This is a genomic window from Aerosakkonema funiforme FACHB-1375 (genome assembly GCF_014696265.1).
GTDB classification, from domain to species: domain Bacteria; phylum Cyanobacteriota; class Cyanobacteriia; order Cyanobacteriales; family Aerosakkonemataceae; genus Aerosakkonema; species Aerosakkonema funiforme_A.
Genome location: NZ_JACJPW010000053.1, coordinates 1 through 23,861 on the forward strand (window position 1 = coordinate 1; position 23,861 = coordinate 23,861).

Sequence of the window (23,861 nt, forward strand, 5' to 3'; positions counted from 1 at the left end):
GGAGGGGAAGTAAGACCAAAGATGGGGCGCAAGTCCGTTCTAAGGCATTCCCCTGCGATGTCAGAAGCCTACACTATACTCGCTTCGAGTTAGTGTAGGTAGTTCACGAATAAATTCTTCCTTTTCACTTTTCATGTGGCGAGTAGCTCAGAGGTAGAGCGCTAAAACATCCTTATTTCACAACTTGTCGAAACGGGAAAACCCCCAAGGGCCGAAGAATTGAGGATTACCGACTCATAAGCGGGAGGTCGCGGGTTCGAGTCCTGCCTCGCCACAGCAAACAATTTCAGATTTCAGATTTTAGATTTTAGATTGATTGTGAAATACAAAATCTATAATTTCATGTGGCGGATGGCGAAATTGGTAGACGCGCTAGAAAAATATCCTTGATGCAAAACTCGTCTTTATAGGCCGAAGTATTGAGGGTTATCGGAATCTTGTACCGCGAGGTTTGTGGGTTCGAGTCCCACTCCGCCACACCAAACAATTTTAGATTTTGGATTTTAGATTTTAGATTGGCTGTAAAATACAAAATCTAGAATCTCATGTGGCAGGTAGTTTAGCGGCCTAGAATACCAAAAACATCCTTGATTCACCCCTTGCCTGAAAAGGCCGACGAGTTGAGGGTTATCGCCTTTCACGCGGGAGACGCAGGTTCAAATCCTGTCCTGCCACCTAAAATTTCATCATGGCGGGTAGCTCAGTTTGGTAGAGCAGTGGACTGGTTTTACCAGTAGTCTTTAATTCACCAACTTGCCTGAAAAGGCCGAAGTAATTGAAGGTTATCGTGGTTCCATGTGTCGCAGGTTCAAATCCTGCCCTGCCACCTTTCTTTCATTTTGCCTGAAAAGGCCGGGAGATGAAAAAATGAATTATAAATTTTTCACTCAAAAAAAGACTGGAACGCCACAAACTCAACCTATTCCCGGACGCGAAGCAGAAATGATCCAGGGACGTAGCGGCGGGTTTATGTTCGATGTTGGCATTTGGAAAATGCTGCGTCGCTGTCTGTTAATCGGTACGGCGCAAAGCACATATTATGCCGGAAAGCAAGAGTTAACAGAAGATTTTGTAGAGGTGGTAAAGGAAGCGATCGCAGAAAATCCCACCCGCGTAGCAGAAGAAATTCTCTACGCCAGCGATGGACGTTCTATCAACAACAGTTCCCCCATTTTTGCCTTAGTATTGCTATCAATGGGAGAAGCACCGGAAGCCAAAAAAGCATTTCAAGAAATCTTTCCCCAAGTTGTTCGCACAGGCAGTCATTTCTACGAGTGGCTGAATTATACCAAATCTCTGCGCGGATTTGGCAAAGTTATTCGCGAAGTCGGGAAAAGTTGGCTATCCCGCGAAGATGTCAAAGGATTGGCTTACCAACTTTTGAAATATCAGCAACGGCAAGGCTTCTCCCATCGCGATGCTTTGCGGTTGTTCCACGTTAATCCACCCACAGAAAACCACCGAAAGCTATTTGAATGGGTAGTCAAAGGTTGGCAAGAGTTACCAACAGAAATACCTGACGATGCGTTAGCTCAAATTTGGTGGTACGAGTGGTTAAAGCGAAATCCAGATAAAACACACGAAGCCATTGCTAAAGGTCATTTAAGTCACGAAATGGCCGCACCTGTCGGCAAAATGGATAAACAAGCATGGCAATTGCTATTTAATGAAATGCCGATCGGAGCAATGTTGCGTAATCTGGGTTCGCTGACCGAATTGGGTGTTTTGCGAACTGACGAAAAAGCTAATTTGGACAGAGTTGAATCAGTTCTCAATAACAAAGAACACCTGCGTAAAGGTCGCATCCATCCGATCGATGTTTTGAAAGCCCTCAAAACTTATCAATCTGGTGGAAGATTGGGACGCAGCCAAAAAACTTGGAACCCAGTTCCTCGAATTGCGGACATTTTAGAAAAAGCAGTTGAACTATCTTTTGATGTCGTAGAATCTACAGGCAAAGTGTTCATGCACGCCGTCGATATTTCTGGTTCTATGTCATGCGGTGTCGTCGATTCCGTAGGACTTACCTATTGCGAAATTGCCACAACAATGGCATTAGTAACAGCCAAGTCTGAGAAAAACTACATGATTCGCGGTTTTTCTACCGAGTTCCGAGATTTGGGGATTACTGGCAAAGATAGTTTTAGTTCGGCGGTGGCTAAAGCTAGCAAGCAAAACTTTGGCGGAACAGATGCTTCTGTTGCTTACGAATGGATGATTAAAAACAAGTTCAAAGCAGATGTTATCTGTTTCTGGACTGACAGCGAAAGTTGGGCTGGTTACAAACATCCCTCTCAAGCATTAGCTGAATATCGCCAAAAGGTAAATCCAAATATTAAAGCAGTGTATGTCACGCTTGCGCCTTACCGAATTACTTTGGTAGATCCGAAAGATCCCCTTTCTTGGGATATGGGTGGTTTCGATCCGGGCGCACCTCGCGTCATCCAAATGCTAGCAACAGATGAGTTATAATTAGTTTGCGGTTCTAGAAAAGCACCAACTCTGCTTTTCTGACCGCAGCTAAATTTCTTTAATCTTGTGGCGGGTGGCGAAATCAACAATCCCTTTTTTCGTTCCTTGCCTTTACAGGCCGCAGAATTGAGGGTTATCGGTAGACGCAAAGGAGTCAAATTCCTTCGGGCGAAAGTCCTTGCAGGTTCAATTCCTGCTCCGCCACATTAAACTATTAGAAATCTGCAAAATATAACGGATTTATGGCGGGAAGTTCCCTTGTTTGAATCCTTGCCTGAAAAGGCCGAAAAATGGAGGGTTATCATTGGTAGTGTCCCCGCTTCCAAAGCGGGGACTTGCGGGTTCAAATCCCGCTCCCGCCGTTTTAATATATGTTAAAATCGGATGCGATCGACCTCCGGCAAGTTATATCATGTCCGGCTGTATCGGTAGCGGAAAAATTTGGGCTTACATCTGTGTTCATCTGTGTTTATCCGTTTTCATCTGTGGTGAAAATTTAATCAAAGATTCAGCGCAGACAATCCTCAACATCATTCTTACACTACCGATGCTACCGGACAGGATATTACGCGATCGCACATTCTCCCCAATACAATAATCCTTAACATAGCAGCAAGGATATAATGGAAACCAATCAATCCCTTAGCCGCCAAAAAGTTGAAATTACACCCGATATTTTTACAGTTTCAGAAATTCTATCTCCCCAAGAATGTGCTGAGTATATCGCATTGAGCGAAAGTATCGGTTACACAGCTGCACCCATCACTACCAGTCGGGGATTCGAGATGCGTCCGGATATCAGAAATAATGATCGCGTCATATTAGATGACCCAGAACGATCGACTTTTTTGTGGAATCGCATCGCTCCTCACGTTCCTGCTAACATAGAGGGAAGAGATGCGATCGGCATCAACGAACGGTTGCGCTTCTATAGATACGATCCCGGTCAACAGTTTGCTCCCCACTACGATGGTTCCTATCGACGACCCAACGGCGAAGAAAGCCAATTAACATTTATGATTTACCTGAACGAAGGCTTTTTGGGCGGCGAAACGCGCTTCGATCTTCGCTATCCTTACTTTGATATAACTGTAGTTCCCAAAACAGGGATGGCGCTGTGCTTCGTCCATCATCTCCGACACGAAGGCGCACCTGTGATAAATGGCCGAAAATACGTCCTGCGATCGGACGTAATGTATAGCAAAGTTGAGATTGTCTACCGGAAAGAGGGGGATTTGACCAGAGATTGCTAAAGTGGGGTTGTGTCGGGCATTTTGCCCAGTACGATCGCAGAAAAGGATTTCTATGGCTGACGAACTTTGGCCCTACATTACCCCCGGCATTCCTGACGAAATGTTCGATCGCTTGCCCGGTATTCCCCTCAGCAAGCGAGAAGTCCGCTTGCTATTGATCTCCTACCTGCGATTGTTGCCAAATACAGTTTTGTGGGATATTGGAGCAGGCACCGGTACTATTCCCGTTGAAGCTGGCTTACTCTGTCCCAAAGGCAAAATTGTCGCCGTGGAACGCGATGAGGAAGTTGCCAGTTTGATCCGTCGTAACTGCGATCGCTTTCAAGTCCCGAATGTGGAAATTATCGAAGGCTGTGCCCCAGACTGCCTTAAAGATTTATCTCCTCCACCCGATCGAGTCTGTATCGAAGGGGGACGCCCCATCAAAGAAATCCTTAAGGAAGTCTGGCATTATTTATTACCGTCTGGCAGAATAGTGGCCACCGCCAGCAATCTTGAGAGTCTTTACGCCATTTCAGAAAGCTTTGCCCAGTTGCAGGTTAGGAACGTCGAAGTCGTACAGTCTGCTGTCAACCGCCTGGAGACGCGGGGCACCCATCAAACCTTTGCAGCTGTCAGTCCCGTGTTTATCCTCAGCGGCGAAAAGCTAAACTGAAACAAATAAATGTGAGATTTTAGACTTTGCATTTAATCTAAAATCTAAAATCTAAAATCTAAAATCTAAAATCTAAAATCCAAAATCTTCTCATGCCTTGGTCTCGTATACTTAGCGGAATTGTTGCAATTATTCTCGCGCTGGGAATGATTCTTTTAGGGGGATGGTATTTTACCATATGTTTTGCTATTATTGTGTATCTGGGTCAGCTAGAATATTTTCAGCTGGCGCGAGCCAAGGGAATTGAGCCAGCTGGCAAAACTACTCTGGTTGTCAGTCAAGTATTGCTGGTAGTGTCTACTATTTCCTACGACCTAGCCGACGCCGTTTTTTCGGTAGCCGGCACATTTATTTGTTTTTATCTTCTCTTTCAGCCCAAATTAGCTTCGATCGCAGATATTTCCTCTTCAATTTTGGGGCTATTTTATGGCGGTTATCTGCCCAGCTACTGGGTAAGATTGCGAGCCCTCAACAGCACCCAAACTAGCAACTTACCTTTAGGTGGCTTCTGGCCTGAAAATTGGACAAATCTACAACCCCTGCCTCAAGGTCTGAAAATCATACTCCTAGCCTTCCTCTGCATCTGGGCTGCTGATATTGGCGCATACATCATCGGCAAATTCTTCGGCAAAACTCGCCTTTCCGACATCAGCCCCAAAAAGACAGTAGAAGGAGCCGCTTTTGGCGTTAGCGCCAGCGTAGCTGTAGCAGTAGCAGGCGCTTGGTATCTCGATTGGCCGGGTTGGCCCCTGACTGGCATCGCTTTGGGATTGCTCATCGGTATCGCCAGCCTCCTGGGAGATTTAACCGAATCGATGATGAAGCGAGATGCGGGTGTCAAAGACTCCGGACAACTAATTCCCGGTCATGGTGGCATTTTAGACCGCGCTGATAGCTACGTGTTTACGGCACCTTTGGTCTACTACTTTGTGACTTTGCTGCTGCCACTGCTAGAGAGGGGTTAGGGGTTAGGGGTTAGGGACTAGGGGGAGTGGGGGAGTGGGGGAGCGGAAGAATTAATATTTTCGCTTTTTCCTCTCCCTCTTCCCTTTTCCCTCTTCCCTCTCCCTCTTCCCCTAGCCCCTAGCCCCTAGTCCCTAGCCCCTTACTCAGTTCTGACTAAAATGCTACCGCGACAAATAAGTAGACCGCTGCTTAAGGTAAGCTCTCGAATATTTACTTCTGAGCCTAAGTCCAGCTGTAAACTATCTAAAGGTGGATATTTTAAACCTGGTAGTCCTTCTATCTGGGGGGAGACGAACAGCAGCTCGTGGCAGCTGGATAGCTCTACACCAGTGCGGATCGCGAGACTGGAGTTAAGATCTTGTCTGTTATGGTCTGTCAAAGTGCCACTCAGCTTGATTTGTCGAGAGTCGATCGCAATCTCCTGCCAGGTTATTTGTCGATTTTGGAGAACTTCAGTGGGATTGTGAAAACCACTCGCTTTTAACAGCGTTACCAAAAACTCAGTCAAAGCATTAGGCAGCAAAGTACCTTGGAGAGAAGCATTCAGGTCTGCTTCCTCCAACAGCAGCTCGCCAGCAACGGGGATAGGTTCTAGCAGACGCAGCGGTTTGCCTTTTAAAACTTGACCCAGATTTATCCGGATCTTTTCTGCAACCAGCTGAATGCTGCGGAGATGCAATCCCTGATAGACGGCGTGGTGAGCAGAGAGAGATACTTTGGGAATGTGACCGGTGAGGAGAAGGCGATCTCCCGCCTGAATATCTACCTGGAGGTCTTCGACCTGCTCGACCTGCGATCGCAGCCACAGTCGCACAGCCGGCGAAAGCACCTTGCTAATAATGCGACTTTGTTTGGACGATAGGTCACTTAGGCTTTCTACTTGCTGAGACTCGTTCGAGGGAACATAGGGCATAAAGAAAAATCAAGATTAAGGCTCTGTTCGGGTAATATTTCTACATAGTTTACCTGTAGGTTTACTAAGATAGAGCTTCCATATCAACACTCACAAGTGGGTACAAGCAGTCCATCTATGCAAGAAAGGCTGCAAAAGATACTATCCCAATGGGGCATTGCCTCGCGTCGTCAAGCAGAACAAATGATTCTGGCAGGGCGAGTGCGCGTCAATGGCACCCTAGCCGATCTGGGGCAAAAAGCCGATGCCGAGAGCGATCGCATCGAGGTCGATGGCAGACTGCTCAAAGTGGCCAATCGGCCCAACCTAATTTATCTGCTCCTGCACAAACCAGCTGGAGTCGTTTCCACCTGTAGCGATCCCCAAGGACGCACCACCGTTCTCGATCTGCTACCCCCCGAACTCCGGCTCAACTCAGGAATCCACCCCGTAGGACGCCTAGATGCCGACACCACCGGTGCATTAATATTGACAAACGATGGCGACCTTACGTTCCGCTTGCTACATCCCAGCCATAAAATAACAAAGAAATATCAAGTATGGGTGCATGGTCAGCCCCCCCAAAAGGTGCTGGAAAATTGGCGTCAGGGAGTCCTGCTAGCAGGCAAAAAAACCTTACCCGCTCAAGTCAAAATACTCAAAACCCGGGCAAACGGCGACAAAACTCTCTTGGAAATAGTTATCGAAGAGGGCAGAAACCGACAAATTCGACGAGTGGCAGAGACACTGGGATACCCAGTAATTCACATTCATCGCGTTGCTGTTGGCCCCATTCAATTACAAACACCCCAGGAGCCCCTATTGTCTGGTCAATACCGTCCGCTCAAAGATGATGAAATCGATTTTTTACAAAGTGCAGGATCTGATGTCAGAAGACAAACCTGCCAGATAACAGATAAACTTCCTAAACCCTCCAGGAAGGATTTAACAAAGAAGCCTGTAGGATAACAGATAATTTGCTAAAACTCACCCCTACTGCCAGCAGATGTCAAGGAATGCAACGTATGAAGAGGAATAAAAAGGAGAGTCTACTTCCTTATCTTGAGAAACAACGAGCCGAGAAACTAGCAGAGATGGGGAGTTACCTACGCTATTTGCGAGAGGAACAAAGTCTGTCTTTAGACGAAGTTGCAACTAAGACCAAAGTTCAGGCGCGTCTGTTAAGTGCGATCGAGGAAGGGAATCTAGACCCACTGCCCGAACCAGTATATATCCAGGGCTTCATCAAGCGCTACGCAGATGCGGTGGGCTTGGACGGAGCGGAGTTCGCCAGCGTCTTCCCCACCGGAGGAAGCTTTCAGCCGATTGGAGCCTCCTGGCAAAAGTTGCCGGCAGCTCAATTAAAACCAATTCACCTTTACTTGCTTTACATATTTTTGGTGATCTGTGCGGTGAGCGGTCTATCTCAGATCGTGAAAAATTCTGCTATACAAGCGAGCGCAGAGAAAATGGATAAACCAACAGCCTCTGCACCGCCAGCTAAGCCGGAGAAACCCAAATCAGAAAACTTGGCGCTTGTCAGCTCGACTTCCACCAAAAATATAATTCGCGCGGACAAACCTGTGCGCGTCAGCGTTACTCTCAAAGAACAGTCGTGGATTCGGGTTGTCTCCGACGGCAAAAAAGAATTTGAAGGCACTCTGCCGGAAGGTACTCAGCGCACTTGGGTAGCAAAGCAAGAACTGATTATCCGCGCCGGTAACGCCGGCGGAGTGCTGGTCACATTTAACGAACGGCAAACTGAACCCTTGGGAAGTTCCAGCACTCCCCAAACAAAGAGTTTCAAAGCCAGTCCTGGAGGTTAATCAAAGACGGGAGCGCGGCCATAAATTTCGGTTAGAGTCTTGAGGAATTCCCTGTCTTCCCACCGCAAAGCCTCGGATCGATAGCGCCACTCCCAGTTACCTTCACCAACTCCAGGCTTGTTCATCCGCGCCTCGCTGCCCAATCCTAAAATATCCTGAAGGGGAATAATTGCTTGATTTGCCACAGAGTTGAAAACTACGCGGATCAAATCCCAATGAATCCCCTTATCGCTGGTAGAGCCCAAATACTTGAGGATGTTATTCTTTTCTTCTTCGGACAAGTGATGGAACCAACCTAATGAGGTGTCGTTGTCGTGAGTACCCGTGTAAGCTACGCAGTTGCGATCGTAATTAAATGGTAAATAGGGATTGTCTGTGCCAGAACCAAAAGCAAACTGCAAAATCTTCATCCCCGGAAACTCAAATTTGTCTCGCAGCGCCTCTACCTCCGGTGTAATCACACCTAAATCTTCTGCAACGATCGGTAATCGGCCCAGTTTTTCCCTCACTAATTCAAACAAAGCTGCCCCAGGCGCTTCTACCCACTCACCGTTGATGGCAGTTTCTTCACCTTTCTCCACCGCCCAAAAAGACTCAAATCCACGGAAGTGGTCAATGCGGATTATATCTACATAATCTAGCATTGACTGAAAGCGCTGCACCCACCAATGAAAGTTATCTTTCTGTAATTTCTCCCAGTGATAAACTGGGTTGCCCCACAATTGACCGGTTTCGCTGAAGTAATCTGGCGGGACACCTGCCATCAATGCCGGTTCGCCCGTTTCTTCATCCAAGTAAAAATTCTCCGGATGCGCCCAAACATCGGCGCTGTTATGAGCTACATAAATAGGAATATCGCCAATAATTTCAATGCCCCGCATATTGGCATAACGCTTCAGTTCCGACCACTGGCGGAAAAATTCGTATTGAACGTATTTATGGAAAATAATCTCGGCATTTAGCTGCCGACCTAACCGATCCATAGTAGCTAAATCGCGCTTGGCCAGTTCCGGTTCCCACGTATGCCAGCTCGCACCTTCGTGAGTATCCAGAAAAGTCATGAATAAAGCATAATTATCCAGCCAATAAGCTTTGCTGTGGCAGAATGCCGCAAATTCTTTTTGGTGAAACTCCGACACCCTAGTTTTAAAGTTCTCGCAGGCTTTTCGGAGTAGAGGCATTTTGGTTTTGATTACCTGCTCGTAATCTACCTTATCAGCCGGAAACTCCGGTAAACCCCAAAAATCTTCTTCACTTAACATTCCTTCGTCTCGCAGCTTTTCCGGGCTGATCAGCAGGGGGTTGCCGGCCAACGCGGAAAAACACATATAAGGGGAATTACCGTAACCCGTTGGCCCTAAAGGCAATATCTGCCAATACCGTTGTTTGCTATCTGCCAAAAAATCCACAAAACGATAGGCTTCCATGCCCAAATCGCCAATACCGAAGCGACTGGGAAGAGAGGTAGGGTGTAACAAAATGCCACTGGATCTGGGAAACGGCATAAATAACCTGAAAAAGAAATGGCAAACGATCCGAGATTATCATGTAGGAGCTCTGAAACACGGTTTCACAGAGGCTTTTCCTCTGGAACTTTGGTAGGAGGTGGGATTTGTCAGCGATCGATCGCTATGCTGAAAGCGATCGACGGGCTACAATACCCTCACCAAACGTAAATTTGAGACTTTTTGGCGCGTGACTTACCGTAATCCTACTCCTACAGTCGATATCATCATTGAGTTAATCGATCGCCCGCATCGACCGATAGTGCTAATTGAACGCCAAAATCCACCCCTCGGTTGGGCTATTCCTGGTGGTTTTGTCGATTATGGCGAAACGGCTGAAACGGCGGCACGGCGCGAAGCAGAGGAAGAAACGGGTTTGCAGGTGGAGCTGATCGAGCAATTCCACGTTTATTCTGACCCGCATCGCGACCCGCGTCAGCATACGATGAGCGTTGTGTTTATCGCGACGGCTACGGGTACGCCGAATGCGGGCGATGATGCCAAGGGTATGGATATTTTTGAATCTTGGCGAATTCCTTCTAATTTATGTTTCGATCACGATAAGATTTTGCAGGATTATTGGCGTTATCGACATTATGGAATTCGTCCTCGTTTGTTTTAAACGCAAAGGTTCGCACTAGCCGCGTCAGCGGCTTCCCGCAGGGTAGGTTTTCCCAAAGTACGCAAAGTTTAAGTTTTTCTCTGCGTTACTTTGCGTTTCCCTTAGTGTCCTTTGGGTTATAAAAAAGGCTCTGGTGGCGGTAAACTAATAAAAGAGCTAAAACAAGGTTAATTATGGACGCTGAAGAACTTCTAGAAAAATACGCCGAAGACGAACGAAATTTTCAGAAGGTAAAGCTAAATGGGGTAGAACTCAAAGGAGCAGACCTGAGTGAAATAGATTTATCTTATGCTGATTTAACTGGAGCGGACTTGAGCGAGGCAAACCTGAGTAAGGCGAAACTTATAAGTACAAGCCTTAGTAGAGCATCCCTAACGGGCGCTAATTTAAGTGGGGTTGAGATTAATTCAACAAACCTAAGTTTAGCTGACCTCAGAGATGCTGATTTGAGTGGAGCAAACCTGAGTAGTTGCAATTTAAGTAACGCTAACCTAGATAGAGCAAATCTGACTGGGGCAAACTTATCTGGTGCAAACTTAACTCGAGCTGCTCTAAGTGAAGCGAAAATAACTGGTGCGAACCTATACGGTGCTAATCTAACTGGAGCAGACTTGACTGGAGCAGACTTAAGTCGATCTAATCTTAGCGCTGCGAACTTTCAAGATGTTAATTTACAAGGAGCAAAACTAAAAGCAGTCAATCTAAATAAATTCAATTTATCAGGTCTTAACCTAGATAATGTGGATATAAGTGGAGCAGATCTTGGAGATACTAATCTTAAAAAATCAAGTTTGCAAGGGGCTAATCTTGAAAGATCCAGTCTGCAAGGCGCAAATTTAATCAAAGCTAATTTGAGAAAAGCAAACCTTAAAAGAGCCGACTTGACTGATGCCAGAACTTACGGCGCAATCATCAAAGAGACAGACCTCTCTGGTGCGATAATGCCAGATGGAGAAATTTTCAACTCTGACACTTCTAAGAAAGATTGATATCTATAGCAACCGCTCTCGTCATTTATGATGTCCTTAATTGCTGAAGCCCTTGACTCGTCTCGCCCTTCTTCCCCTAGCCCCTAGCCCCTAGCCCCTAGCCCCTAGATATATGACTCGCAAAATTATTCGCACAGAACAAGCACCGACACCAGTTGGCCCTTACAATCAAGCTATTGTCGCTAGCGGTCAAATGATATTTGTCGCCGGACAAATTGCGATTGACCCCAAAGTCGGTAATGTTGTCCACACCGATGATGTTGCCAAACAGACGGAACAGGTGATGGCTAATCTTGAAGCAATTTTAACTGCTGCGGACGCTAATTGGTCAAATGTGGTAAAAACTACGGTTTATCTGGCAAATATGAATGATTTTGCTGCCATGAATGCGGTTTATGCTAAATATTTTGATGAAGCTACAGCACCTGCTCGCGCTACGGTTGAAGTATCCCGTTTGCCGAAAGATGTTTTAGTAGAAATTGATTGCATTGCGGTGATTTAAATTTATCTAATCGTAGGGTGGGGGACGGCATGGGTAATAACTTTAGGGCAAAAACTAATAATTAGTTGACCTTGCCGTAAACCACCATTGCGTTGATTATTTTTAACATCAATGAACATTTTCGCTCGTCAACCCGAAAGAGCTTGATATTGGGTTGAGGTGAAGCTAAGAAAGCTTCAAAAATGTTGGGTTTCGCTATTGCTCAAACCAACCTACAAGTAACTAAAATTATGCTATAGCGATAAAACGACTTCCTGGCAAATTGTTAAAGGTAAAAGTTGGGGAAAACATAGATAAACAGGAACATCGATACTTAAGACAATGTACCAATTCGAGCGGATCTTTTGATTCACATGGCAACTGTTCGGTCAATAGTTCGTACAGAATGATACCGACAGAATAGAAATGGCGACTGTTAAATTTGCTGTTTTTTCCATGTTTGCTGACCCTGACCCGCAGATACTGAATAGAAACGTCACCCGCAATCGTTATGAATCTACTTTATTCGCGATCGGGCAATCTCAGGCAAATCGATCGTTAAGTTCATTGCCTTCTCTTCGATCTATTAAGATTATCTGCAAGTTAAATGCGTTATTACCTCCCCATACTTTTGCCTTAAAAAAAGTTGATAAACCAAATTTTTCTCAAACCCAATCTCAAATAAATTCAGCTATGATGTTAGATAAAAATGTTACTTTATTTACATCGATAAATAGTTCAGCCCAAAGTCACAGTCTCGCCGTTATCTTGAAACAGTTCAAAGCCTTAAAACTACTTGGCTCGTTCCTTTTAACGATGAGCTATGAAAGAGGGAATTTATTCATTGACGCGCAGGTTAGCGCAGACTATCTTCTCAGATAGAATTGCAGTTGCCATCAGAGATGTATAAATTTCTAATTGAGAGTCCGGCAGCGCTTTAAACAACAGACGCTGACCTGGAAAAACCACACGTTCAAAGTAGCGATCGCAAATATCGGCAATGCGAGCGATTTGAATCTGGCTAGTGGCATTAACGTAGCAGCAAAGTATTTGCTTATCCTCAGTCAAAGGTAGAAGATCTATTGTTGCACCCATAAATATAAGTTTCCCAGTACGTAAGAATCTGAAACCTGAGTAAAAAATCCCTTGAAAAAGATAAAAAACAGTCTGACTTTGCCAATTCTATTTCGATTTAAATGGTGCGGAGCGTCATTTCATTAGGCAAAAATGTCCTATGCAGCTTCGCCTCGTATAAATCTGCACCAGTCAGGTTTACCCGATCCAAATTTGCGCCAGTCAAATCTGCAAATCTTAAATAGGCATCGCGCAAGTCTGCGCCAGTCAAATCTGCAAATCTCAAATTGGCATCGCGCAAGTCTGCCTCAGTCAAACCTGCATAACGTAGATCGGTTCCAGTTAAGTTACTTTTGATTAAACTGGCTCCAGTTAAGTTAGCTAACCGCAAATCTGTCCTGACTAGCAATGCTTGGCTCAAATCTACTTTGGCCAAGTTTGCCCTGATGGCGATCGCACCATTTAGGATGGCCCCATGCAGGTCTGTCCCAGTTAAGTCTGCTCTCCACAGGGTTGCCCCCGTTAGGTCTGCCTCACTCAGCTTAGCTCCCCGCAGGTTGCTATTACTCAAGTTAGCGCCAACTAGGTTTGCTCTCCAGAAATTTGCTTCGCTCAGCTTGCTGTTACTCAGGTTTGCTCCCTGTAGGTTGACAAAGCGAAAGTCTCTCTCTCCCGCTACATATCGCCGATAAAGTTCATCAGCATCCATCTTGCGTGCGTGGCCTTGTGGTTTCGGTATTGTTAATTTATGTAAATTATTGTAACCTTAATTTTAAGGTAAATTAACAAAACGCAGAGTTTGTCATATGAGTTCTGCTTTGCTAAGATATAAGACCCGCTTATTCATCCGAAATTCTCCACTTCCAAGGAGAAGTCAGGAATATCGTCACCAAAAGGTGAAATGATATTCATAATCCCGTCCAATTTTTCGGCAGAAACAAGAGATCTGAACTGGGAATTGCACTCCAGTTGTGCCTCTAAATAATTATGAGAAAAAGTTGCAAAAATTTACAAAAATAGTGTATTGTTTTGCGGTTAACAAAAAAATGTTTAAGAAATCTACAATGCAATCTCGTTTGGTGAACTTCCTAGAGGATGAGTTAGCGATTCCTCCAGATTGGATATCATTGGCTCAAGCGAAGGGCGAACAAGACCCAAGTTTGTTACCGATGGTGCTTTGGCAATATGGATTGGTGACATTGGAACAACTCGATCGCGTATTTGACTGGATGGAAAGAGAACCGCTGGCCACGCTCAACTGAACAACTTCTTAACTCGCTCCAAATCCTGGATCAGGGAGTAGAAGCAAGGGATAATAAACAATGTCAGCAATGTTGAGATCGACATCCCGGAAAACACCACAATACCCAACGGTTGCAAGAATTCCGATCCTTCCCCAATTCCCAGCGCTAGGGGAAATAAACCCAAAACTGTAGTAATGGCAGTCATCATAATCGGTCGCAGGCGTTGGGGTGCGGCTTTGAGCATAGCAGTTTTGCGATCGACCCCATCCCGTTCCCGGATTTGGTTGGCTAGTTCCACCATGATGATACCGATATTGACCACAATACCGACGAGCAGTACAGCACCGACTAGGACAGTAGCACCGATCGCCGTTTGAGTAATGTAAAGTCCGAAAATTCCTCCCGCCAATGCTAGGGGTATAGTCAGAATAATCACCAGAGGGTCGATGATGGAGTTATATTGCACCGCCATCACTACGAATACCAAAAAAGCCGATAATCCTCCCAATAATTTCAGCGCATCTTGCAGCTGTTGATTCGTCTGAGCAGCAGAACTGGGTAGTACGCTCACACCTTCTGGCAGATCCAACTCTCCTAACACCCGGTTAACCTGCGCTATTGCGTCCGAAAGGCTTGCTCCCTGTGTAAGAGAACCGGCAATCAGGAAAACCTGTCGTTGGTTAATGCGTTGAATTTCTCCCGGAGCTTGCCCTTCTGTAATTTTAGCGACATCGCCCAAACGGACTAGGCGATTGTCGTTTGCAAATAGAGGTATTTGCTCTAATTGAGAAGCCTGCTGTACGGATTCTCGATCGAGTTGCACGCGGACATCCACCAAACGATTGCCTCTTTGCAGCTGCGTTGGCACAGTACCTTGAATCGCGGTTTGAACGGTATCACCAATGTCATTTGTTGTCAAGTTCAATTCGGCAACCCGTACCCAATCAGGCCGAATCTGCACTTCCGGTTGTCTGGCATCGGCATCGGGTCGGAAACTTGCTGCGGTCACGTTCTCATCCAGCGCTGCTAAGACCTGCCTTCCCGCCTGTTGCAAGCTTTGCTCGTTGCTGCCTTGCAGGATAACATCAACTTCTGCCCCCCGCACAGGCGAGTTGGTGAGGATAATACCGCGCACTTGACCCGGATTGAGACGCAGACGAATCCCAGCTAAGTTCAGTTTTTCCAATTCCTGAGAAACTCGTTGCACAAAAGCTTGCACTGGAGTACCCTGCTTGAGGTTAATAGTGCTGGAAGCACGCAAGGAGTTGGCAGTCGTGTTGCTACCGAAAAGAAAACCGCCCGCAGTGGTGAAAATCGATTCTACTTCTGGCTGTTTGAGTATAACTTCATCAACGATCGCCATTACTTTACGGTTAGTTTCCACGCTGGTGCCGGGAGGAAACTGGGCAATCAAGTTTGCTTGTCCGGTGTTGATGCGGGGTAGAATTTCTTGGGGAATTTGACCGACCATCCACAAACTGCTACCGCCCAAGATTAAGAAAGCGATCGCAATTGCCAAAAACCGAAAACGCAATACCGCCGCTAAAGTTCGTCGATAGCTGCCAGTCGCCGCCTCAAACATCGCGTTAAATACCCGAATTGGCAAAAACGAGCCGATGCGACTCGACCATTCGATCGCCAGCAAGCGCGAAGTTAGCATTGGCACAATTGTCAGCGCCACCAACAAGGAAGCGCCAACTGCAAAACATATAGTCAGAATTAACTCATTAAATAGTAATGAAAAGAAACCGCCAATCAGCACAAACGGTGCTACAGACACCAAGTTAGCGCCAGTAGAAGCAATCATGGCCGATTCTACTTCGTGACCGCTCTGAATAGACCGATCGATCGTCCACTCCAAACGCGATTGAGGATAGTAACTTCCATCAGCAAAAGATTCTTCCTCAGTCTCCTGTTTATCTTTCCCTGGAATCGTGCCAGTTTTTTCGGCAATGTTTTCCAAAATGACTACACTGGTGTCGATCGCCTGACCGATTCCTAAAGTTAGACCTGCCAAACTGAAAACATTCAGGGAAAACCCGAAAAACTTCATCAAAATCACAGCAGTCAAAGTACAAAGGGGAATTGTCAGCGAAATGATGAAAGTTTGTCGCAGCGAGCCCAAAAACAATAGCACTGCCACTGCTGCTAGTAAAGCTCCTGAAACCCCTGAATTAATTACATCATTAAGAGAATTGCGAATAAACCGGGATTCATCTGAAGTAGCTGTCAAAACCATATCCGATGGAATTACACCCGATTGTTTCAATTGTTCTATGCGTTTTTTGACGCCTTCTACTACGGTGATGGTATTGGCATCCGGCTGCTTTTGAACGCTCAATTTAACCGCCGGTTGTCCGTTGAGGGAGACAAACACCCGTTGCTCTTCTGTGCCATCAATTACTTCCGCAAATTCTCGCAGGTAAACGCGATGATTCGGTAAACCTGGTGTTGGGGAAGAATTAACATCAAAAGAGAGATCGAGAATTTCGCCTACATCTTGAAAGCGTCCGACAGTGCGGGTCAACGGTTCTGAATCTTCCCCCCGCAATCGTCCCCCAGAAATGTCTTGATTGCGGTCTCTGAGAGCGTTTAATACATCGGTTAAACTAACACCTTGCGCCTGCAAGCGACGGAGGTCAATTTGCACTCGCACTTCTTCCCGCACGCCACCGGAAACATCGACTCCGGCGACACCGGGTACAACGCCGAGTTCGCGGGACAATTCCTCATCAGCAAACACACGCAAATCCACATCTGGCATAGAGGGAGATTGCAGGGCGATTTCGTAAACTGGCAATTGGGAAGGGTCTATTTTAAATAAACGCGGTTCCTCAATCACATCGGGAAGTTGACTTCGTGCGCGGTTAAAGGTAGCGGTAGCATCATTCAACGCTTGGTCGATATCTCCCCCAGGTTCAAAGAATAAATCTAAACTTACCTGTCCCTCGCGAGTTTGCGAATAAACTTGGACGACTCCTTCTGTCGCGCTGAGTGCTTCTTCTAAAGGTTTGGTAATTTCATCAACTGCCACATCTGGCGAAACTCCGGGGGCGTTGACGCGCACGCCAATGCGGGGATAGGTGATCGAAGGTAATAAATCTACTTGGATTTGAGTGAGAAAGAAGATACCCAGCACTATGACGGTGAGGGTGAGCATAAGGGTGCCGATGTGGCGGCGGATCGCGATCGCGCTGAGGCTAAATTGCTCTTTGTGGTTAATCATTAGTTATTAGCCTTGGTTGTTTGTCACTTGTCATGAGCTACTAAAGGGGCACTAACGATCGCTCTACTTTTCCGATAGAATGCTCAAAACTACTTTCTCGCCATCTTTTAAGGGTTTGCCACTACGGACAACAAACCTCTCTCCTGGCTTTAACCCCGATAAAATTTCCACTTTTCCATTCGCGCGATCGCCTAATAGCACCCTTCTGGCTTGAACTGTTCCTTCCCTACCTTCCGCGATCGCTACAAAAATAGTCCCGATCGACTCTGAATCGGGGACTCTTGCCTGGGAAACACTCCCCCGCTCTCCCACTCCCCCACTCCCCCGCTCTCCCACTCCCCCACTCCCCCGCTCCCCGCCTCCCCCACTCCTAGCCCCCCCTGCTACCGATAAGGCCGTTTGCGGTACGATCGTCTTTGGCCTATCCAGTTGGGCCAAAGTCACTCGTGCCAGCAATCCGCTGCCAATGCGATCGTTATCGTTGGGAATGATGATTTCGATCGGCACCTGACGAGAGGAAGCCTCCGCAGCTGGGGAAATACGGCTGACTGTTCCGGAGAAAGGCCGATCGGGAAAAGCATCTAACCGCACTTGCACAGACTGTCCCTCTCTGATATTGGATAGTTCCAACTCTGAAAGGTATACCACCACTTTCACGCTACTGAAATCACCCAGTCTGAGGATTTCACCCCCAGGCTGCACCAAATTTCCCGGCTCTGTCACCCGTTCCAACACTACGCCTTTAATCGGAGATGTCACTCTGGCATAGGATTTGCGCTCTCGCGCTTGCGCCACGATCGCTTGTTGTGCTTTGACTCTACCTACAGCTGCCGCTACCGCCTGTTCTTCGGTGCGAATTTGTTCTTCGGCGGCGCGGAAGGCTTGTTCGGCGGTGCGAGCTGCTGTTTGCGACAGTTCTGCATCTTGCTGGGAAATTGCACCTTCGCGATAGAGGTATTGGCGTCGCTGGGTGTCTGCCTTTGACTGTTGGAATTCCAGCCTTGCTTGTTCGGCTCTGGCTTTGGCGTTGCTCACCTGCGTTTGAGCGCGTGCCACTTCTGATTGGCGGGCGGCTAGTTCCGCTTCCGCTTGAGTAACGGCAGTCAATAACAAGGCTTCGTCGAGTCGCGCCAGGATTTGGCCTCGCGCTACCGGATCGCCGATGTTGACGGCTAGGTTGAGCAGCCGTCCTTCTACCTGGGAGCGCAGGGAGATTTCGCGGAGCGGTCTGGTGGTGCCTACGTATGTTGTCGGCTCTTGCAAAACTCCGGTGCGGGCGATCGCTACATCTACTGCCGTCGGACGCGATTCTGGCCTTGTCGCCCCAGATGGCTGAGATTGCGCCTCCGCTTCTACTTTGTCTGCATTGCCGCACGCGCTCAAAACTAGCAGGAGCCAGGGAACTAGGGCCAAAGCCAAAACTTTTTTCGGGCGAGTTTTTTTCCTTCCCACAGATGAATGTAAGACGGAGTTTCCAGAGTGCTTGGGTGTCATGCTTAGAAATGTAACAAAGCTTGACATTTTAATAGCATACGAGGGACACTAGCTTTTCGCTCTATTCCTAAAGTAATGTCCTTGCTTGTTGACTGATTTTGGCAAAAGTTATTGACTTTTCGTTGCAAAAGCATAAGACTCTAGTATGTGCTTATTGCCATTTTTTCTAAAATAGGGCTGACGCTAAGAAACCCGGTTTCTCTAAAGAATAGTGGGTTTAACAGGTAAAGATCTGCTAAGAAACCGGGTTTTTGCCCCCAGAGTGGGTAAATCCTGTCAAAAAAAAACTGGCAGTAGTTTTTCGGTTACCATATAAAGTTGATTATGCTTTTGAAGAAAAATTTTTTACTGGGTGCAGGTGCTGCCTTAGTAGCGCTTTTCGGTATTACTATTGACGCACTTGACAAAATGCCCCAAGCTAGGGCGGAGCGTACTGCTAGCGATCGAGTGCAACAATCTTTAGCGCAAGCAACTGCGAATCGTTTGACAATAGTTCTTCCCACTAGAGGAGACGCCGCCGACGCCCAAAGAAAAGCGAATGCAGTAGCTCAGTTTCTCTCGCGGGAAACGGGAATGTCGGTGGAGGCGATGGTAGCAGATGAAACAGCAGCTGTAGAAGCTCTGCGAGCCAACCGTGCGGATGTAGCGTTTTTGAGCAGCCGTCCGGCTTTGAAAGCTGAGGAGCTGGCAAACGCTCGTTTGTATTTAGCAGAAGTGCGACCCAATTATTCGGGTGGGTATACGTATCGCTCTGTGTTTGTTGTACCCAGCAACAGTCCGCTGAGAAGCGGTGCTACAGCGCAGACCCTGCAACAACTGCGGGGAAAGAAAATGGCGTTTACTTCTCCGACTTCTGGTAGCGGATTTATCTTCCCGGTGGGAGAATTGGTGAAGTTGGGATTGGTGGAAAATCGCGATCGTCTCAACGGTTTCTTCGGTCAAGTTTCCTACGGCAACAACTACAGCGGCGCTTTGCAAGCAGTGTTGCGAGGTCAAGCAGATGTTGCCGCTGTGTCGGAATACGCTCTGAAACCTCCGTATATCACCCAGGCAGAAGGCAGTCGATTGCGGGTTCTTTATGCAATTAATAATGTACCTGCTCACGGCGTTTCTATTGACGATGATGTTCCCGTTGCTACGCGAGAAAAAATTATCAATGCGTTAATGAAGTTGAACGAACCTGCCAACAATCAACTGCTGCGAGACTTGTATAATTCAACACAATTAGTGAAAATCAATCATACAACTCACTTACAGCCTATGCGCGACGCGCTGCAACGTGCTGGAATTCAACTTTAAACAGGGCTAATGGGGAATTTGCAGATTGCAAATTTCAAATTGCACATAGAAAAATTCAATTTGAAATCTGCAATCTTGAATTTGAAATTACGATCGACGATCGATGATTAATGACTGATGACGATTGAATGCGAAAATCTAGAAACCCGCTACAGCGCTTCTCTGAGGCGTCCGATACTCAACGGGATCGATTGCACAATTAACACTGGCGAGTTTGTCGCTTTGTTGGGACTCAATGGTGCGGGTAAGTCTACATTGTTAAGGGCAATGGTCGGTTTGGTGCCATTGCAACGCGGAATTATTCGCATTAATGGTGTGGTAACTTGTGGCAATTTTGTCGAGGGAGGGGATGACGGGCGAGACGCCCGTTCCACAAGAGGGGATTCCACAAGAGGTTACTCCACAACAAACACAAAAAATATGTCTCTTGTGGAGCAGGCGTCCCGCCTGCGATCGCGATCGCCCTTTGTCAAAACAGTCTCTACCAGACGCGACATCGGAATGTTATTTCAAGGCGGTGGGTTAATTCGTCAGCTATCTGCAATTGAAAATGTACTGTGCGGACGCTTGGGAGGTCTACCGACTTGGCAAACTTTGTGGGGATTTCCGAAAAGCGATCGCCGTTTGGCGCTGGATTTATTAGCACAGTTGGGGTTGAAAGAGCAAGCTTATCAAAAAACCGGACAACTCAGCGGCGGACAGCAACAAAGAGTAGCGATCGCCCGCGCACTGATCCAAAATCCTCAGATTCTCCTCGCAGATGAACCCATCACCGGTTTGGATGTCATGGCAGCCAAACAAGTGATGGAGATTTTATCAGATTTGCGCTCCCAAAAAGGCATGACAATTGTGACGGTTTTGCACGATTTGAGCTTAGCATCTGCCTACGCCGAACGTGCGATCGTCCTCGATGCCGGTCGGATCGTTTACGATGGCCCCTGCCAAAACTTACAATCCCAGTTTGCTGAGTTTGTGCGATCCAACTAGAAGCTAGGGGCTAGGGGTTAGGGGCTAGGGACTGGCTAAAAATATTCCCGATGACCAATGACTAATTACCAAACCGATGAAACATTTTGCAAGCTTTTGGAAACGGTATTTCTGGGTTAATCGTCTACTGATTCTGTGCGGTGTAATTTTAGTTTACGGTTGGGCATTGCAAGGGCTGAAAGTCGATCTTACACTCCTCAAAGATAGCTGGCCTTATGTTACCGATTTTATATCGAGATTGTGGCCGCCCAATTTAGAAATATTAGATATTGCGGTTGTGCGATTAATTGAAACAATCCAAATGTCCCTATGGGGAACAACAATCGGAGCAATTCTTTCCTTGCCGATCGCCATATTTTCCGCCCGCAATTTAGCTCCCCGTTGGCTGCAATTATTAGCTAACTTGTTGCAAAATGCAGTGCGATCTGTTCCTTCCATAGTTTTGGGTTTATTGTTTGTTGCCGCCACAGGATTGGGTGCGCCAGCCGGAACTTTGGCTTTAGGAATTTATACAATTGGATATTTGGGTAAATTTTATCAAGAAGCAATTGAATCTATAGACCCGCGTTCCATAGAATCTTTGCAAGTTTCTGGTGCATCTTGGTTACAAATTGCTCAATACGGCATCTTACCGCAAGTACTGCCATTAGGATTGGGCTACACCTTATATATGTTTGAGTACAACATTCGCGCTGCTTCTGTACTCGGTGTAGTTGGTGCGGGAGGGATTGGCTTTGAATTAGTCAATTATATCAGAGGTTTTGAATACACAAAAGCAACAACTATGATGTTGGTGTTGTTGGTTGTTGTCACCTTAATTGATACTTTGAGCAGCAAACTGCGTCAACACCTAGAAGCCATGTAGTTTTCAAACTGTAGAAATTAACTTTATTATTGCAGTGGTAAGGAGGTTTTTGCCTAGCCATTCTATTTTTGTGTGGCTTGGCCAATTCAGAATATATTAAGAATAGTAGATAAACATATAACTTATGCTGAGTCGTGTGCAAGCACTCAATTATAGATGTTTGCGGTATATCGATCGCCCTTTGCTACCCTTCCAAGTGCTGATTGGGCCTAACGCCTCTGGGAAAAGTTCTTTTCTAGATGTTGTGGCGTTACTGGGAGATTACGTGCGCGAGGGACTAGATAATGCTCTACTGCAAAACTTTCAAAATCCGATCGGACGTGCTACCAACGTTGACCAATTAATTTTCCATCAATCTGCACCGGGCTTTGAACTAGCTATAGAGTTACGAGTTCCTGAAAAACTAGCATCTCGCTATCAATACGCTCGTTATGAAGTAGGCTTTACCAAAGAGGAAAACGGCGAACTAGCGATCGCAGGCGAAACTCTGTGGTTGCACAACGATCCAGAGAAAAATCTAGAAAAACCTGAAGAACAACGCTTACAGTTTCCCACGGAACCTGTCGCACCAAAAACCCTATTTAAAGCACCAGGGAGAAACAGACCTCCCAGAGGCTGGCGTAAAGTTGTTAATAAAATACTCGAATCTGGGAACGACTACTTCCGTGGTGAATCTAGTGATTGGAACATGATGTTCAGATTGGGAAGTGGTAAGTCATCTTTGGGAGGGTTACCTCAAGATAAGCGATTTCCTATATCAATGTGGGTACGGGATATTTTGCTCCAAGGAGTACATATTTTGGCACTCAATAGTATTGCTATGCGCCGTCCTTGCAGTCCTTCTGAAGTGCGTACATTCAAAGTCGATGGCTCAAACTTACCTCTTGTAGTTCAAGATTTAGAGAAAAACAACCCGAAAGTATTTCGAGACTGGGTAGCGCATATTCGTACCGTATTAACAGATGTACAAACGATCCTTGTTCAAGAACGATCGGAAGACAAACATTTATATTTAGCCATACAGTATAAATCTGGTGGTGAACCAGTTCCATCTTGGTTACTTTCTGATGGTACTCTCCGGATGCTGGCTCTCACCTTGCTGGCTTATATACCATATCATGAAGGAATTTACTTAATTGAAGAACCAGAAAATGGCATTCATCCCAAAGCGATCGAAGCAGTTTTTTTGTCCCTTTCTTCTGTTTATGATAGTCAAATCTTACTAGCGACTCACTCGCCATTGTTTTTAGCTTTAGCCAAAACAGAGCAAATGTTGTGTTTTGCGAAAAACCCTTCCGGAGCTATAGATATAGTATCTGGAGATAAGCACCCAAGCTTGCAAAACTGGCACGGTCAAATTTCCCTTGCAACCCTTTATGCAGCTGGGGTGCTGGGATGAAAGACTTGATAGTATTAGTAGCGGACAGTCAGCAGGAAGCAGTTATTAACACATTACTAGAAGAACGGTACAGATCTTTGGGAATTCGACAGCTTCAGAAACAGCAAAACTTTGCAATTTATGCTCATCCTAATAGAGATCCAGGGGTTTATGGCGAAGCATCTCAGTTTCTCAGTCTGTATATTAACCAGTTTACTTATGCTTTAGTTTTATTAGATGCTGAATGGAAAGGTAGCCCTGGTGCTAGTCAAATTAAAGAGAAAGTCCAAACCTCTTTAAATCAAAATGGTTGGGAAAATCGCAGTGCAACTATTGTCATCGAGCCAGAACTAGAAATTTGGGTGTGGTCATCGTCAGATGAAGTTCCTAACGTTTTGGGAAAGTCTTGGGATGAGATTCGCAATATTGCTCAACAGAAAAAGTATTGGCAACAAGAAGCTGTAAAACCTCATCGCCCCAAAGAACTGATGGAAGAAGTGTTGCGCCAAGCACGCAAACATCCCTCTGCTGATTTATTTATAAACTTGGCTAAAAAGGTATCGCTCGTAAGATGTGAAGATGCTGCTTTTCAGGAATTAAAAGAGAGATTGCAAGAATGGTTTCCCCCGTAAT

General features: G+C 46.2%; 23 protein-coding genes and 4 tRNA genes. 21 read left to right on the forward strand and 6 right to left on the reverse strand.

What is annotated here, in order from left to right:
• Positions 1–136: 136 nt before the first annotated feature.
• From H6G03_RS20275 to H6G03_RS20315, 9 genes are all read left to right on the forward strand, one after another.
• Positions 137–275, forward strand: a tRNA-OTHER gene (locus H6G03_RS20275).
• A gap of 69 nt (positions 276–344) precedes the next feature.
• Positions 345–482, forward strand: a tRNA-OTHER gene (locus H6G03_RS20280).
• Positions 483–548: 66 nt separating this feature from the next.
• Positions 549–675, forward strand: a tRNA-OTHER gene (locus H6G03_RS20285).
• A 14-nt stretch (positions 676–689) separates the two neighbouring features.
• Positions 690–827 (forward strand) — tRNA-OTHER (locus H6G03_RS20290).
• A 40-nt stretch (positions 828–867) separates the two neighbouring features.
• On the forward strand, positions 868–2,472 hold the full coding sequence (locus H6G03_RS20295) for a TROVE domain-containing protein (protein ID WP_190467447.1): 1,605 nt from the start codon (positions 868–870) through the stop codon (positions 2,470–2,472).
• A 310-nt stretch (positions 2,473–2,782) separates the two neighbouring features.
• On the forward strand, positions 2,783–3,070 hold the full coding sequence (locus H6G03_RS20300; RefSeq protein WP_206756638.1) for a hypothetical protein: 288 nt from the start codon (positions 2,783–2,785) through the stop codon (positions 3,068–3,070).
• Positions 3,071–3,095: 25 nt separating this feature from the next.
• Entirely contained in the window at positions 3,096–3,725 is a 630-nt protein-coding gene (locus H6G03_RS20305; protein ID WP_190467454.1) for a prolyl hydroxylase family protein, read from the forward strand.
• 52 nt (positions 3,726–3,777) lie between these two features.
• Positions 3,778–4,380 carry a precorrin-6Y C5,15-methyltransferase subunit CbiT gene (gene cbiT, locus H6G03_RS20310; protein ID WP_190467457.1) on the forward strand — a complete coding sequence of 201 codons (603 nt, stop codon included), beginning with the start codon at positions 3,778–3,780 and terminating at the stop codon, positions 4,378–4,380.
• A gap of 92 nt (positions 4,381–4,472) precedes the next feature.
• Positions 4,473–5,345, forward strand: a complete 873-nt coding sequence (locus H6G03_RS20315; RefSeq protein WP_190467460.1) for a phosphatidate cytidylyltransferase — start codon at positions 4,473–4,475, stop codon at positions 5,343–5,345.
• Positions 5,346–5,485: 140 nt separating this feature from the next.
• Here H6G03_RS20315 and H6G03_RS20320 read toward each other — a convergent pair whose 3' ends face one another.
• Positions 5,486–6,259: an LmeA family phospholipid-binding protein gene (locus H6G03_RS20320; protein WP_190467463.1), complete on the reverse strand. Its 774-nt coding sequence runs from the start codon at positions 6,257–6,259 to the stop codon at positions 5,486–5,488.
• Between the two features lie 117 nt (positions 6,260–6,376).
• Between H6G03_RS20320 and H6G03_RS20325 the strand changes: the two genes are divergently transcribed.
• Positions 6,377–7,207 carry a pseudouridine synthase gene (locus H6G03_RS20325; RefSeq protein ID WP_190467466.1) on the forward strand — a complete coding sequence of 277 codons (831 nt, stop codon included), beginning with the start codon at positions 6,377–6,379 and terminating at the stop codon, positions 7,205–7,207.
• A 56-nt stretch (positions 7,208–7,263) separates the two neighbouring features.
• Positions 7,264–8,064: a helix-turn-helix domain-containing protein gene (locus tag H6G03_RS20330; RefSeq protein ID WP_242056837.1), complete on the forward strand. Its 801-nt coding sequence runs from the start codon at positions 7,264–7,266 to the stop codon at positions 8,062–8,064.
• Here the strand turns inward: H6G03_RS20330 and malQ are convergent.
• Positions 8,061–9,569 (reverse strand): 4-alpha-glucanotransferase, encoded by a 1,509-nt coding sequence (malQ, locus tag H6G03_RS20335; protein WP_190467471.1) that lies wholly within the window; start codon positions 9,567–9,569, stop codon positions 8,061–8,063. The genes H6G03_RS20330 and malQ overlap by 4 nt on opposite strands.
• On the opposite strand from malQ, the gene H6G03_RS38910 reads away from it, so the two are divergent.
• The 4 genes from H6G03_RS38910 (at position 9,544) to H6G03_RS20350 (ending at position 11,682) form a co-directional block, all read left to right on the forward strand.
• Positions 9,544–9,666: a hypothetical protein gene (locus tag H6G03_RS38910; protein ID WP_255512261.1), complete on the forward strand. Its 123-nt coding sequence runs from the start codon at positions 9,544–9,546 to the stop codon at positions 9,664–9,666. The two genes, malQ and H6G03_RS38910, sit on opposite strands and share 26 nt — an antisense overlap.
• A gap of 93 nt (positions 9,667–9,759) precedes the next feature.
• Positions 9,760–10,191, forward strand: a complete 432-nt coding sequence (locus H6G03_RS20340; protein WP_190467474.1) for an NUDIX domain-containing protein — start codon at positions 9,760–9,762, stop codon at positions 10,189–10,191.
• A 173-nt stretch (positions 10,192–10,364) separates the two neighbouring features.
• A complete protein-coding gene (locus tag H6G03_RS20345) occupies positions 10,365–11,180 on the forward strand; it encodes a pentapeptide repeat-containing protein (RefSeq protein ID WP_190467477.1) in 816 nt (271 codons plus the stop codon).
• A gap of 112 nt (positions 11,181–11,292) precedes the next feature.
• Positions 11,293–11,682 (forward strand): Rid family detoxifying hydrolase, encoded by a 390-nt coding sequence (locus H6G03_RS20350; protein WP_190467482.1) that lies wholly within the window; start codon positions 11,293–11,295, stop codon positions 11,680–11,682.
• Between the two features lie 816 nt (positions 11,683–12,498).
• On the opposite strand, the gene H6G03_RS20355 is transcribed toward H6G03_RS20350, so the two are convergent.
• Entirely contained in the window at positions 12,499–12,756 is a 258-nt protein-coding gene (locus H6G03_RS20355) for a DUF1830 domain-containing protein (RefSeq protein WP_190467485.1), read from the reverse strand.
• Between the two features lie 97 nt (positions 12,757–12,853).
• The gene (locus tag H6G03_RS20360) at positions 12,854–13,444 is read right to left on the reverse strand and encodes a pentapeptide repeat-containing protein (protein WP_190467488.1); all 591 of its coding nucleotides are present in this window, start codon (positions 13,442–13,444) and stop codon (positions 12,854–12,856) included.
• Between the two features lie 337 nt (positions 13,445–13,781).
• On the opposite strand from H6G03_RS20360, the gene H6G03_RS20365 reads away from it, so the two are divergent.
• The gene (locus H6G03_RS20365) at positions 13,782–13,997 is read left to right on the forward strand and encodes a DUF2949 domain-containing protein (RefSeq protein WP_190467492.1); all 216 of its coding nucleotides are present in this window, start codon (positions 13,782–13,784) and stop codon (positions 13,995–13,997) included.
• On the opposite strand, the gene H6G03_RS20370 is transcribed toward H6G03_RS20365, so the two are convergent.
• Complete coding sequence (locus H6G03_RS20370) at positions 13,990–17,205, reverse strand: efflux RND transporter permease subunit (RefSeq protein WP_190467495.1); 3,216 nt, start codon at positions 17,203–17,205, stop codon at positions 13,990–13,992. The two genes, H6G03_RS20365 and H6G03_RS20370, sit on opposite strands and share 8 nt — an antisense overlap.
• A gap of 63 nt (positions 17,206–17,268) precedes the next feature.
• Positions 17,269–18,699 (reverse strand): efflux RND transporter periplasmic adaptor subunit, encoded by a 1,431-nt coding sequence (locus H6G03_RS20375; protein ID WP_242060438.1) that lies wholly within the window; start codon positions 18,697–18,699, stop codon positions 17,269–17,271.
• A gap of 324 nt (positions 18,700–19,023) precedes the next feature.
• Here H6G03_RS20375 and H6G03_RS20380 point away from each other — a divergent pair, with 324 nt between their 5' ends.
• From H6G03_RS20380 to mads4, 5 genes are all read left to right on the forward strand, one after another.
• Positions 19,024–19,998 carry a phosphate/phosphite/phosphonate ABC transporter substrate-binding protein gene (locus tag H6G03_RS20380; RefSeq protein ID WP_190467500.1) on the forward strand — a complete coding sequence of 325 codons (975 nt, stop codon included), beginning with the start codon at positions 19,024–19,026 and terminating at the stop codon, positions 19,996–19,998.
• A 117-nt stretch (positions 19,999–20,115) separates the two neighbouring features.
• Positions 20,116–20,985 carry a phosphonate ABC transporter ATP-binding protein gene (locus tag H6G03_RS20385; RefSeq protein WP_190467503.1) on the forward strand — a complete coding sequence of 290 codons (870 nt, stop codon included), beginning with the start codon at positions 20,116–20,118 and terminating at the stop codon, positions 20,983–20,985.
• A gap of 76 nt (positions 20,986–21,061) precedes the next feature.
• Positions 21,062–21,850, forward strand: a complete 789-nt coding sequence (gene phnE, locus H6G03_RS20390; RefSeq protein WP_190467506.1) for a phosphonate ABC transporter, permease protein PhnE — start codon at positions 21,062–21,064, stop codon at positions 21,848–21,850.
• Between the two features lie 124 nt (positions 21,851–21,974).
• Complete coding sequence (mads3, locus tag H6G03_RS20395) at positions 21,975–23,249, forward strand: methylation-associated defense system AAA family ATPase MAD3 (RefSeq protein WP_190467509.1); 1,275 nt, start codon at positions 21,975–21,977, stop codon at positions 23,247–23,249.
• Entirely contained in the window at positions 23,246–23,860 is a 615-nt protein-coding gene (mads4, locus tag H6G03_RS20400; RefSeq protein WP_190467512.1) for a methylation-associated defense system protein MAD4, read from the forward strand. Before mads3 ends, mads4 begins: the two co-directional genes overlap by 4 nt.
• The last annotated feature ends 1 nt before the right edge of the window (position 23,861 follow it).